9 protein-coding genes are annotated in these 12432 nt (G+C 68.5%); all 9 read right to left on the bottom strand.

The annotated features are described in order from the left end of the window. Nucleotides 1-22: 22 nt before the first annotated feature. The 9 genes from ABD089_RS04295 to ABD089_RS04255 all read right to left on the bottom strand — a co-directional run bounded on the left by ABD089_RS04295 (nt 23) and on the right by ABD089_RS04255 (nt 12408). Entirely contained in the window at nt 23-781 is a 759-nt protein-coding gene (locus tag ABD089_RS04295; RefSeq protein ID WP_343884980.1) for an amino acid ABC transporter ATP-binding protein, read from the bottom strand. A gap of 78 nt (nt 782-859) precedes the next feature. Continuing rightward, the gene (locus ABD089_RS04290; RefSeq protein WP_343884979.1) at nt 860-2797 is read right to left on the bottom strand and encodes a S9 family peptidase; all 1938 of its coding nucleotides are present in this window, start codon (nt 2795-2797) and stop codon (nt 860-862) included. Continuing rightward, nucleotides 2779-4554, bottom strand: a complete 1776-nt coding sequence (locus ABD089_RS04285; protein WP_343884978.1) for an N-acetylglutaminylglutamine amidotransferase — start codon at nt 4552-4554, stop codon at nt 2779-2781. Before ABD089_RS04285 ends, ABD089_RS04290 begins: the two co-directional genes overlap by 19 nt. Beyond that, nucleotides 4554-7238, bottom strand: a complete 2685-nt coding sequence (locus tag ABD089_RS04280) for a glutamate--cysteine ligase (protein WP_343884977.1) — start codon at nt 7236-7238, stop codon at nt 4554-4556. The genes ABD089_RS04285 and ABD089_RS04280 overlap by 1 nt, the downstream gene beginning before the upstream one ends. A gap of 80 nt (nt 7239-7318) precedes the next feature. Then, complete coding sequence (locus ABD089_RS04275; protein WP_343884976.1) at nt 7319-7999, bottom strand: 5'-methylthioadenosine/adenosylhomocysteine nucleosidase; 681 nt, start codon at nt 7997-7999, stop codon at nt 7319-7321. Next, entirely contained in the window at nt 7996-8502 is a 507-nt protein-coding gene (locus ABD089_RS04270; RefSeq protein ID WP_343884975.1) for an S-ribosylhomocysteine lyase, read from the bottom strand. The genes ABD089_RS04275 and ABD089_RS04270 overlap by 4 nt, the downstream gene beginning before the upstream one ends. Before the next feature lie 21 nt (nt 8503-8523). Continuing rightward, complete coding sequence (locus tag ABD089_RS04265; RefSeq protein ID WP_343884974.1) at nt 8524-8997, bottom strand: hypothetical protein; 474 nt, start codon at nt 8995-8997, stop codon at nt 8524-8526. 153 nt (nt 8998-9150) lie between these two features. Further along, nucleotides 9151-12093: a leucine--tRNA ligase gene (gene leuS / locus ABD089_RS04260; RefSeq protein ID WP_343884973.1), complete on the bottom strand. Its 2943-nt coding sequence runs from the start codon at nt 12091-12093 to the stop codon at nt 9151-9153. Nucleotides 12094-12177: 84 nt separating this feature from the next. Next, nucleotides 12178-12408 carry a hypothetical protein gene (locus ABD089_RS04255; protein ID WP_343884972.1) on the bottom strand — a complete coding sequence of 77 codons (231 nt, stop codon included), beginning with the start codon at nt 12406-12408 and terminating at the stop codon, nt 12178-12180. Nucleotides 12409-12432 lie beyond the last annotated feature (24 nt).

The raw sequence follows: 12432 nt of genomic DNA, 5'->3' as shown, positions 1-12432 counted from the left end.
GGGGTGACCGCGCCAGGGCGGGTCAGTGGGTGAGGATCTTGGACAGGAAGTCGCGAGCGCGCTCGGTGGCAGGGGCGCTGAAGAACTGTTCGGGAGCAGCCTGCTCGACGATGCGCCCCTCGTCCATGAAGCAGACGCGGTCGGCGGCCGCCTTGGCAAAGCCCATCTCGTGGGTGACGACGAGCATCGTCATGCCGCCGTCGGCGAGTTCCTTCATCACGTCCAGGACCTCGTTCACCATCTCCGGGTCGAGGGCGCTGGTCGGTTCGTCGAACAGCATGATCTTGGGGTGCATCGCCAGGGCTCGGGCTATCGCGACGCGCTGTTGCTGGCCACCGGACAACTGGGACGGGAAGCTGTGCTCCCGGCCGGCCAGGCCGACTCGGCGCAGCAGGGCCTGCGCCTCCTGCTCGGCGGCCCCTTTGTCGCCTCGCTTCACCCGCACCGGGGCAATGGTGATGTTGCCCAGCACGTCCAGATGCGGGAACAGGTTGAACTGCTGGAAAACCATCCCGATGTCGGAACGAGCACGGGCGAGCTCGTTTCCCTCCTCCGGCAGCGGCTGGCCGTCGATGGAGATCGTCCCGGACTGGATGGTCTCCAGCCGGTTGATGCAGCGACACAGGGTGGACTTGCCTGAACCGGAGGCGCCGAGGAGGGTGACGACCTCACCCCGGCCAATGGTCAGGCTGACGTCGTCCAGCGCCTTGAACGTGCCGTAGTACTTGTCGACGTGGTCGACGACCACCAGCGGCTCGGCTGCGGTTGACTCCTGGGACATGACCCTCAGTATCTCCCGCGATGCCGGCTCAGCAGGCGACGTCCACGGCAGTAACGTGCTTGTTACACGCCCCACAGCTCAGTGCAGACTGGCCAGCACCTCGTCACGCACCATCCGAGCGAGCCGGAACCGGTTGGCCGGGGTCACGATCTCGTGGCCCTCCCCGTCCAGCAGCACGCATCGCGCCCGGCCCCCGGCCGCGAGAACCGCCTCAGCCATCTGCGTCGATTCGGTCGGCGGGACGTTGGTGTCGTTGGCTCCGTGCACCAGCAGCAGCGACCCCTCCACCCGCTCCGCCCGACCCAACGGGGAGAAGCGCTCCAGCAGCTCCGCCTCGTCGTGCGGGTCACCGTACTTTGGCACGGCGGCGCGCGCGATCCATGGCTCGGTGGTGCGGAAGAAGGTGTGCAGGCTGCTCATCCCGGACACGGCGATGCCACAGGCCGCAATGCCCGGGTTGAAGGCCATCGTCGCCATGGTCAGATAGCCCCCGTACGACCAGCCGGCCACGGCCACCCGACCGGGGGAGGCGATGCCCCGGGCAAGAAGGTGGTCGATGGTGTCGACCACGTCACTGATGCTGGCCCCGCGCAGGCCGACGTCGTCGGCGTGGGAGAACCGGCGTCCGAACCCGCCGGAGCCTCGGACATTGGGTGCGAAGACGGTGATGCCCGCCTCCAGCAACTCGGGGTACAGGTGGGAGTACCCGGGCCTTTCCTGCCCTTCGGGGCCCCCGTGCAGGTGGACCAGCACGGGGGCGTCCGGCGCCGCTCCTGGCGCCCGGTACAGCCAGCCACTGAGCTCCAGACCGTCACCGGCCTGCCAGGTCTCCAGGCTCGGCATCACCGCCCGCGGGTCCGCCACCGGCTCGTCCACCGCCCGCCGCTCACCCGTGGCCAGGTCGAACAGCTCAACGGTGCGGTCCTGATCGGGTCTTTGGATGGTGAGCGCGAGCAGACGACCGTCACCCGACAGGCTCGGTTCGCCCGCCACGGTGGGACGCTCCCCGCCCTGACCGTCCCACAAGTCGATCGGCGGGTGGAGGCACAGCTCGTCCAGGTCGAGCACCTGCACCTCGCTGCAGCCGCCGCGCACATTCCACAGCAACACGGCGCGTCGCGCGTCCGCGCTGGTCCGGAAGGTGTCCAGGTCGGCATTCGGGCGTTCGGCGACCACCCGAACTCGCGTGCCCGCCCCGTCCACGGTGCACAACAGCAGTCGCTGGCGGTCCGCGCCCACGTCGCTTCGGAGCAGCGCGGTGAGTTCGGGGGACTTGCCGTTCGGGCTCACCAGCGGCACCCGGCCGCCGACGAAGTGTGGGCGTCGGTCTGCCACGATGGTGGCGATATCCGTGACCGACCCGGGGTCGGGCTCCAGCAGGGGCTCGTCCATCGGCCCCCAGACCAGCCGCAGCGAACGGTCACCGCGACCTCCGGTGCGCACGAGGCTGGCGCCCTGCCAGGAATCCAGCATCCGGCCACCCCAGCGCACGTCGGCCACGCTCACCTGCAAGGAGTAGGGGTCCACCAGCCGTGACTCCCCCAACCCGTCGGCGCGCTCAGCCGCCAGCATCGTCTGGATACCGGTCCACCCCACCAGCTCCGCGGCCTCGTCGCGGGGATCGTCGACGCGCCACGCGTCCGGGTCGCGAGGATCGGTGGTGACCACCCAGACCTGCGGACGATCCTCGCCGTGCGGAAGCACCTGGCATGCCAGCCAGCGTCCGTCGGGCGAGTGCTCCACCCGGGTGATCGGTCCCTCGACCGGAAGCCTGACATAGCGCCAGGCGCTCACCCGCAGCCCCTCGAGAAAGCGCTGCACGGCGCGCGGATAGCCCCCGTCGTCGACGATGTGCGCGACGGCATGACCATCGGGTGCCACCGACGCCCCATGGGTGGGCCGACCGGCCAGGTGGAAGGGCTCGGTCAGGACCTCGCGGGTCGGGTTCGCCTCCGGCGTCGCGCCGCCGATGCCCGCCTCCTGCCTGGTGGAGACGCTCACAAGGTCTGGAGCCACATCTCCAAGAGTGCCACCTGCCACAGCTCGTTCGAGCCCAGTGTCGTCCGGGTGGTGTTCGGGTCGGCCAGCAATGACTCAATGGGACCCGGCTCGAACAGGCCCCTGTCGCGCGCCGTCTGGGAGCCCAGGGCGTCGTGGACCAGGTCGAGCACCTCGCCCTCAAGGTGGCGGATGCCGGGCACCGGGAAGTAGCCCTTCGTGCGGTCGATGACCTCGTGCGGCACAATCCGGCGTCCCGCCTCCTTCAGCACGCCCTTGCCGCCCCCGGCCAGCTTCAGCTCCGGCGGACAAGCCGCGGCCAGCTCGACGAACTCATGGTCGAGGAAAGGCACGCGCGCCTCAAGCCCCCAGGCCATCGTCATGTTGTCGACGCGTTTGACCGGGTCGTCGACCAACATCACCTGGGTGTCCAGGCGCAGGGCCGCGTCCAGCGCGGTCTCGGCACCCCGGCGGCCCTGGTGCTCGCTGAGGAACGCGAAGGTGGGGTCGTGGTCGAGACGACGGTGGGGCTGGAGCAAGCGGTTCACCGCCTCGTGTGGGCGATCAACGAAGACGTCCCGGTAGGCCGGCGAGACCTGGTCGCGCGGAACCGCCGAGAGCGGTGGGTACCAGTCGTAACCGGCAAGGATCTCGTCGGCACCCTGGCCCGACTGCACCACCTTGACGTGTTGGGCGACCTCCTGGGAGAGCAGGTAGAAGGCGACGCAGTCGTGGGAGACCATTGGCTCGGCCATTGCCTCGACGGTGGGCAAGACCGCCGGCAGCAGCTTCTCGGTGCCGATGTGGATCTTGTGGTGGTTGGTGTCGAAGCGCTTGGCCACGATGTCGGAGTACTCGTACTCGTCTCCCGACTCACCACCGGCCGAGTCGAAGCCGATGGAGAATGTGGCGAGCTCATGCTGACCCAGTTCAGCCAACAGGGCGACCACGAGGCTGGAGTCGAACCCGCCGGACAGCAGGACGCCGACCGGGACGTCTGCCACCATTCGTCGCTGCACCGCGGTGGACAGTGAGGTCATCAACGCCTCACCCCAGTCGCGCGCGTCCCACCCCGCGTACTGCTCCTGTCGGGTGAGGCAGGGCTCCCAGTAGAGCTGATCGGTGCTGCGGCCGTCGGGCTGGACGACGCGCACCGTGGCGGGCGGCAGCTTGCGGATGCCCTGCAGCATGGTTCGCGGAGCGGGCACCACCGAGTGGAAGCTCAGGTAGTGGTGCAGCGCCACCAGGTCAATGGAACGATCCACGTCACCGGCGGCCACGAGGGCCCGTAGTGAGGAGGCGAACCGCAGGCGGCTGGCGGTCTGGGAGTAGTAGAGCGGCTTGATGCCCAGCCGGTCGCGCCCCAGGGTGACCACGCCCGTGTCCAGGTCCACGACGGCGAAGGCGAACATGCCGACGAAATGCTCCACACAATCGGCCCCCCAACAGTGGTGCGCCTTGAGGACAACCTCGGTGTCGGAGCCGGAGAAGAAGCGGTAGCCCTGGCCCTCCAGCTCGGCGCGCAGTTCCCGATAGTTGTAGATACACCCGTTGAACACCACCGCGCGGGCCAGCTCGGTGTCGGTCATCGGCTGTGATCCGCGCACCGATAGGTCGATGATCGACAGACGCCGGTGCCCCAGGGCCACCGCGTCATGCGACCAGATGCCGCCAGCATCCGGGCCACGCCGGATCATCTGCGCGTTCATGGCCGCGATCGCCGCGACATCAGCCGTCCGTCCGTCGAACCGGACCTCGCCACAGATTCCGCACATCAGTTCGCTCCTTGCTCGCGGGTGCTGCCGCCGGAGGCCGGAGGCGGGTACTGCACATCATCGGCCAGGATCCAGGTGTCCTTGCTGCCCCCACCCGCGGAGGAGTTGACGATCTTGTTCCCGGGGGGACCGACGCGGGTGAGTGCCGCCGGCATGGTGATGGCCTCGGTCGTGGCGCCACGCTCGCGCAGGTGCACGAAGACGCGCAGGTCGACGTGTCTGGGACGCAGGTAGGCTCCGTCAAAGGTGGGGTGGGTGGAAAGGTTCACCACCTCTTGGGCAATGTAGCGCTCCGGGTTGGCCATGATCTCGTGACGACGCTGCTGCACCTGCTCGTCGCTGGCATCCGGGCCGATCAGCACGCCCATGCCGCCGAAGCCGTCGATGGGCTTCGTGACCAGATCGCCCAGCCGGGAAAGCACCTCCTCGCACTGGTCGCGTTCTGCGCACAGCCAGGTGGGGACTTGTTCCATGATGGGCTCTTCGCCCAAGTAGTAGCGCACCATCTGGGGCACGAAGCAGTAGATTGCCTTGTCATCGGCGACGCCATTGCCCAAGGCGTTGGCCAGCCGCAACCGGTTGCGCAGGATGGCGTCGGTGAGCCCGGCCCGCAGCACCGTGCCGTCCCGCCCGGTCGAGGAGAGCAGCATGTCCTCGTCCATCCGGACATAGGCCACCCGGATGGGCACGGTCCGCTCGCCCACGCCGCGCACCAGGTGGCCGCCCTCCAACCACACCTGTTCCGGGGTGACGACCTGCACGCCCATCCCCCGGGCCAGTCCGGCGTGCTCAGGCCACGCCGAGTCGGAGGGGCCGGAAGAGAGCAGCACGATCTCCTCCAGGTCAGCTACCCCGCCGGGCGCCGCGGCCGCCAGGGTCTCCAGCAGCAGGCCGGGCACCTCGCGGGAGTCCAGCAGCGCCGGAGGTGCCAGCTCGGGCATCAGTTTTCGCATCAGGTAGCGGTTGCTCATCGCATAGCCAACTCCGGAGGGAACGCGCAGGTTGTCCTCCAGAACCTGCCAGTGGCCCGGCCCCGAGCTCACGAGGTCAAGACCGCTGACATGGGCTCGGACGGTGTTGGGCGCCACCCGTCCGGTCGACCGGTAGCCGGGCGCGCGATCGAGCACCTCGTCGGGGATGATTCCGTCGTGGACGATCGACCGCGGGCCGTAGACGTCGCGCAGGAAGAGGTCCAGTGCCTTCGCTCGCTGCTCACACCCGGCCGTGATGTGGGCCCAGTCCTTCGCAGTGACGATGCGCGGCGCCAGATCGAGCGGGAAGATCTGCGGCTCGTCGCGGCCGGTGACCTTGAAGGTCACCCCATCGGCGCGCTCGAGCTGCACCACTGCCTGGTCCCGAGAGCGCAAACCCTTCGCGCCAAGCGCGACCAGAGCAGCGATGGGGTCGCGGTAGGGCGGGCGCGGCTTCCCCTGGCTGAGGGCTTCGTCGTAGCCGGCCCAGGGGTACTCGGTCAGGAGTTCGTCTCCGCTGGCTGGGGCAGGCTCGGCGACACCGTGCGCGGTCTCGGCGGCGAGAAGGTCGACGACGTCGGTCAGACGCCCCCGCCGCCGCAGGGCCCGTCGCTGTCTGGCGGCCGAGCTTCCCACCAGCAGTGCGGAGGTGGCCAAGTGGTCGATCACCTCCCAGTCGCCGTTGGCCTCCAACCAGGGTTTGAGGGAGTCCACCAGCCGACGCACCACCTCGGAGGCCGGTCGGGCCTGACCATCAGCTCGGACATCAACCAGGTCGTCCTCCAGCCCAGAGCGAGCGGCCCGCCAGACCGCGGCGCGGCCGAGTACCGCCGGCAGCTCCAGTGCAGGTTCACCCGCTCGATGCGCGGCCAGCTCCCGTTCCACCAGGGCGCGGTAGAGCCCGGCGACCAGCAGGATCGTGTCCACATCGGGGCACGAATCACAGATTCGCAGCTCGAGGGTGGGCACGTGACGCGAGACGCGGACGTCGAAATACATCATCCCCGGGTCGCTGATCACCCCGGTGGCGAGGAGCTGGTCGGTCAGTCGGTCGAGGTCGGCCGCCGAAGACGTCCCACTGGTGAGGCCGGTGGTTGGCCACCGCGACCACACCAGGGTGCGGACGCTGGAATACCCGGTGTCCACTCCATCGGCCCAGAAGGGTGAGCTCGTGGAAAGGGCCAGCAGGGTGGGCAGCTCGGGGCCGATGCGCTGTGCGACGGCCGCAGCCTCATCCCGGTCGGGTATCTCCACATGGATCTGTGTTCCACAGATCAGCTGTTCACGGGCCAGCAACTGGTAGTCCGCCAGCATCCGGCGATACCGGGCGGTGGAGGTGATCGGCAGCTCGGAGGGAAGCGCCAAGGGCACGGTGCCAGCCGCGACGATGTCGGCCCCGACCTCCCGAGCAGCTCTGCTCAACACCTTCCGGTGGTGGCGCAATTCCTTGCCCAGGTCGCTCAGGTTCGAGACCACCGCGGAGTTCACCTCGATCACGCACTGCTGCATCTCGGCCACGTAATGTCCCTGCGCCCCCAACCACTCCAGCAGCTCGGGCGCACGGGGTGCGAGCCGGCGAGTGGTCTGGTCGACGAGGTGGAACTCCTCCTCGACGCCAAGATGGCGGGGTTTTCCAACGGAGTCGCGCCCGTCGTGGTTGACGAGGTGGGAGTTCCCGGCGCCGCCGCCTGTCGGATTCAGGTCGATCTGCATGCATCAACGGTAGGAAGGCGACCTCGCGCTCATGTTTCGACCATGTTGCAAGGATGAAACATCGTCCCAGCCGGGTCTGCTCAGAGTTGTTCGAGCAGGCGCCAGACGGCGTCCGCGGAGCGCTGGGCGACCGTGTCGATGTTGCCCTTGAAATCGTCATTGGCGCTCGGGGTGCACAGGTCGCTGATCGAGCGGACGCAAACGAAGGGGATCCCCATCCCCCACGCCACCTGCGCGATGGCGGTGGATTCCATGTCGGCGGCCAGGGCCTGGGGGAATCGCGTCCGGAGCGACGTGGCCAGCTCCCCGGCGACGAAGGAGTTGCCCGAGACGATCTCACCGACATGCACGGTGTCGTCCGTGTCGTCGGCCTCGACCAGCGACAGCAGGTGCTCGTCCCCGGCGAAGCTCACCGGCATGGAGGGGATCTGCCCGTACTCGTACCCGAAGGCCGTCGCGTCCGCGTCCGCGTAGCGGTAGGAACCTCCGACGATGATGTCCCCCACCCGCACGTCGGCACCCAGCCCCCCGGCCGACCCGATGGAGATCACGGCCTTGGGGTCGTGGTCACGGATCGCCAGAGCCGCCGAGGCCGCGGAGTTCACCAGACCGATCCCGCAGGTGACCAGGCCGATCGCGCGACCGCCCTCCTCACAGCGCCAGGCTCGCCCGTGCCGGACCTCGACCTCGCGGAAGTCGTGCGCGGCCAGCAGCGGCGCTGTCTCCTCCGCCATCGCCGCCAGCAACAAGACGTCCGTCATGCGCCGGCACCCGTCGGCTGGGCACCCCCAGGCTCGGATCCCGCACGGTAGACCTGTGCCCAGGAGCCCTTCTGGGCCAGCATCGTGGCCGCCGCCTGCTGCGCGCCCTCGAGCGTGTGGTTGGCGCCCCAGCCGCACTGCACCTCGTTCGCGGCGGGCACGGCCGTCGCCCTGGTCACGTCCTCCAGCGTCGCGGCGACCAGGTCGCGGATCTCCGCATCCTCGTGATCACCGGTGACGATCAGGTAGAAGCCGGTCTGGCATCCCATCGGCGAGAAGTCGACGATGTAGTCCGCATGGTTGCGGAAGTTCTCGGCCATCGTGTGCTCCAACGAGTGCACCACTGGCATCTCGAGGTGGTCACTGTTCGGCTGGCAGAAACGGACGTCGTACTTGACCAGCACGTCCCCGGCGGGCAAGACCTTGCGGTCGGCAACACGGATGTAGGGCGCCTCGACCAGCGTGTGGTCAAGGTTGAAGCTCTCGACATTCATCTTCGGCATGAGCCCAACCTACCCGCGCGCTCACTCCTGGCGGAGCTTGTGCACCTGCGTGAGCCGCAAATGGTCCAGTTCCTGGCGCTGGGACCCGGCACGGTCCGACAGCCGCTGCAGCTGGGCGCGGTCCAGACGCGGGTCATCCAGCTCCAGCAGGGCCTCCCACAACAGGCCCTTGCCGTGGACGGCCATCACCAGCGCCTCCAACTCGACCACATCCGACAGCGGGGACCGATCGGTGAGGCGGTCATTCAACTTCAACCGCGTGACCTTCTCCCCCACCTTCCCGGCGACGTCCTTGATGGTCGACGTCTTTGCCCCGACCAGGGCCATGATCTGCTCAAGCGACTGCTGGTCGGCCTCGACCTCGTCCGCGATCCGCCCGACGGCGGAGCGCACGCGCTCGTCGGAGTGGTACTCGGCAACCCGCCCGAAGGCGTCGACTCCGGTGCTGGAACCGGCGTGGTGGTCCTGTAGGTAGGTCGCGATCAGCTCGGTCATGGTCGTCTCCTCAGTCGTGCAATGGGTGGTTGATCCCACCAACCTAGGTTCGACACCGGGGAGAACACACCACCCGATCAGGCGGGCCCCACCAGCGCGCGTCGCGGCCTCGGTTGGCCCGATGTCCGGAGCTCGCGACGTCCCCTGACCAGCTCAGGCGGGGACGACGTTGACCAGGCGCGGCGCCCGGACGATGACCGTCCGGATGCCGTTCTCGGTGGCTGCGACCACCTTTGGATGCGCCAGCACCAGCTCGCGCAGCTCGTCCTCGCCGATGCTCGGGTCGACCTCGATGGTGGCGCGCACCTTGCCCTTGATCTGGACGACACAGGTGACCGCCTCGTCGGCCAGCTTGGCCTCGTCCGCAGTCGGGAAGGGGACGTAGGTGATCGTGTGCTCGTGGCCCAGGCGCGACCACAACTCCTCCGCGATGTGCGGGGCGACCGGTGCAACCATCTGGACGATGGCCTCAGCCGCTTCGCGCGGCACCGCGTCGAGCTTGGTCAAGGTGTTGTTCAGCTCGATCAGGCGCGCGATGGCGGTGTTGAAGCCCAGGGACGCATAGTCGGTGCGCACGGCGGCGATGGTCTTGTGCAGCGTCCGCTCGGTCGTGGCATCCAGTGGCGCGTCGGTCACGCGCAGTTCGCCCGTCTCCTCGTCCACGACGTTGCGCCACAGCCGCTGCAGGAAGCGTTGCGAGCCGACAACGGCGCGGGTCTCCCACGGACGGGACAGGTCCAGCGGGCCCATGCTCATCTCGTAGACGCGCATCGTGTCGGCGCCGTAGAGCTCGTACATCTCGTCGGGGCTGACGGCATTCTTCAGGCTCTTGCCCATCTTGCCGGCGCGACGGGTGACCTGCTCGCCCCCGTCACCCTTCGGGTCGTACCAGTAGGTGGTGTCCTTGCCCTCGCCGCGCTCCTCGATCTCGGCGGCCGGGACGTAGATCTCGCGGGAGTCGGTGAACGCGTAGGCCTGGATCATTCCCTGCGCGAAGTACTTGCGGAAGGGCTCCTCGGAGCTGATGTGGCCCAGGTCGAACAGCACCTTGTGCCAGAAGCGCGCGTACAGCAGGTGCAGGACGGCATGTTCGGCGCCGCCGACGTAGAGGTCGACGCCACCCGGGTCGCGCGTTCCAGCGGGTGCACCGGGCACGGGCTCGGCGTGCGGGCCCATCCAGTACTGCTCGACGGCGGGATCCACGAGCACTTCGTGGTTGGCCGGGTCCAGGTAGCGCAGGAAGTACCAGCACGACCCTGCCCACTGGGGCATCGTGTTGGTCTCGCGGCGGTACTGCTTCGGTCCGTCGCCCAGGTCCAGGGTGACGTTGACCCACTCGGTGGCCCGGGCCAGCGGGGCCTCGGGCTGGGAGTCGCGGTCGTCCGGGTCGAAGGTGCGCGGGGAGTAGTCGTCCACCTCGGGCAGTTCCAGCGGCAGCATCGACTCCGGCAGCGCGTGTGGGACGCCGTCTTCGTCGTAGACGATCGGGAAGGGCTCACCCCAGTAGCGCTGGCGGCTGAACAGCCAGTCGCGCATCCGGTAGTTGATCGTGCCGGTGCCGACGCCCTGGGCCTCCAAGAAGTTGATCATGGCCGCCTTGGACTCGTCCACGGACATGCCATTGAGGTCCAGATCGTCGTTCGCGGAGTTGATCATGACGCCCGCGCCGGTGAAGGCCTCGCCCTGCGCGACGGTGCCCGGCCAGTCGGCCTGGGCCGTGCCGTCGGCGCCGACGGGCGCGATGACGTCGACGATGTCGATGTCGAAGGCCTGCGCGAACTCGAAGTCACGGGAGTCGCCCGAGGGCACGGCCATGATCGCGCCGGTGCCGTAGCCCATCAGCACATAGTCGGCGATGAAGACAGGCACCTTTGCACCGTTGACCGGGTTGGTGGCCCAGGCGCCGGTGAAGACGCCGGTCTTGGTCTTGTCGTCCATCTGGCGCTCGACGTCGGACTTTCGTCCCGCCTCGCGCTGGTAGTCCTCGACGGCCTGCTTGGGGCTGGCCGCGCCGCCGGTCCACTTGTCGCGGGTACCCTCGGGCCAGCTCGTGCCCTCGCCCACCAGCGAAGCGACCGCCGGGTGCTCGGGCGCCAGCACCATGAAGGTGGCCCCGAACAGGGTGTCCGGACGGGTGGTGAAGACCTCCAGGTCCTCGCCATTGGGGCCGGCGAAGTGCACGCGGGCACCGTTCGAGCGTCCGATCCAGTTGCGCTGCAGGGCCTTGATGTTCTCGGGCCACTCGACCCGGTCCAGGTCTTCGGCCAACCGGTCAGCGTAGGCGGTGATCCGCATCTTCCACTGCCGCAGGTGCGCCTTGAACACCGGGAAGTTGCCGCGCTCGGAGCGTCCCTCGTTGGTGACCTCCTCGTTGGCCAGCACGGTGCCCAGGCCCGGGGCCCAGTTCACCGGCGCCTCGTCGGCGTACGTCAGGCGGAAGCCGTCCAGGTAGTCTGCCTGCTCCTTGGCCGACAGCTCGGCCCAGCCACGCCCGGCGAAGTCACCGGTCAGCTCGCGGGTGCCGGCTGCCAGCTCCTCCACCAGCTCGGAGATCGGCCGGGCCTTGCCCAGACCACCGTCGGCCCGTTCAGCCTCGGGGTCGTACCAGGCGTTGAAGATCTGGGTGAAGATCCACTGCGTCCACTTGTAGTACTCGGGGTCGATCGTCCGCACGCTGCGACGGTCGTCGTGGTCCAGACCCAGGCGCCGCAGCTGACGGGTGTAGGTCTCGATGTTCTTCTCGGTGGTGGTGCGCGGATGGGTGCCGGTCTCGATGGCATACTGCTCCGCGGGCAGGCCGAAGGCGTCATAGCCCATCGCATGCAGCACGTTCTTGCCCAGCATCCGGTTGAAGCGGCTGAAGACGTCGGTGGCGATGTAACCCAGCGGGTGCCCGACGTGCAGCCCCGAGCCCGATGGGTAGGGGAACATGTCGATGACGAGCAGCTTCTCGCGCTCGGCGACCTTGTCGGGCTCGGCCCAGGGTCCGGCCGGGTTGGGCGCCCAGAAGGTGTGCTCCGCCTCCCAACGGTCCTGCCAGGCCAGCTCGATCTGGTCGGCCAGTTCTGCGGTGTAGCGGTGCTGCGGCTCGTTCATGGCGTCCTTCAGGTCAATCGGATCGTCTCGCGACGTACCCGACGAGGTTATCCCAGCCGCGCGGTGGGCCGGGCCACGCCCACCTCAGCGCCGCCGCTTGCGGGCCCGGTCGCGGCGGGCGTACTCCCCGGCGATGCCGCAGGCCAGGGCCAGCCCCATGCCGGGGAAGGAGACGTCGATCCACGACGCCCCGGCGCCATGGGCGATCGCCGGGATGAGCAGGCCAAGTGCCAGCCAGATCAGGCAGGTGAGGGCGGTGTAGCCCAGCATGCGAAGCCAGCTGAACTCGGTCACGGGTGCGATCTTGTTCGTCATGCGCCCATTCCAGTGCTGCAGGGC

Origin of the sequence: Luteococcus sanguinis, assembly GCF_039527675.1 — a bacterium.
In the GTDB taxonomy this organism is placed as follows: domain Bacteria; phylum Actinomycetota; class Actinomycetes; order Propionibacteriales; family Propionibacteriaceae; genus Luteococcus; species Luteococcus sanguinis.
The sequence above is the reverse complement of the archived record's forward strand: the minus strand, read 5'-3'. Positions and strand labels throughout refer to the sequence as shown.

Coding starts and splice junctions, on each gene's coding strand:
- leuS (WP_343884973.1), bottom strand. CDS start 12,093: ATGAACGAGCCGCAGCACCGCTACACCGCAGAACTGGCCGACCAGATC.
- ABD089_RS04285 (WP_343884978.1), bottom strand. CDS start 4,554: ATGTGCGGAATCTGTGGCGAGGTCCGGTTCGACGGACGGACGGCTGAT.
- ABD089_RS04280 (WP_343884977.1), bottom strand. CDS start 7,238: ATGCAGATCGACCTGAATCCGACAGGCGGCGGCGCCGGGAACTCCCAC.
- ABD089_RS04255 (WP_343884972.1), bottom strand. CDS start 12,408: ATGACGAACAAGATCGCACCCGTGACCGAGTTCAGCTGGCTTCGCATG.
- ABD089_RS04270 (WP_343884975.1), bottom strand. CDS start 8,502: ATGCCGAAGATGAATGTCGAGAGCTTCAACCTTGACCACACGCTGGTC.
- ABD089_RS04295 (WP_343884980.1), bottom strand. CDS start 781: ATGTCCCAGGAGTCAACCGCAGCCGAGCCGCTGGTGGTCGTCGACCAC.
- ABD089_RS04265 (WP_343884974.1), bottom strand. CDS start 8,997: ATGACCGAGCTGATCGCGACCTACCTACAGGACCACCACGCCGGTTCC.
- ABD089_RS04275 (WP_343884976.1), bottom strand. CDS start 7,999: ATGACGGACGTCTTGTTGCTGGCGGCGATGGCGGAGGAGACAGCGCCG.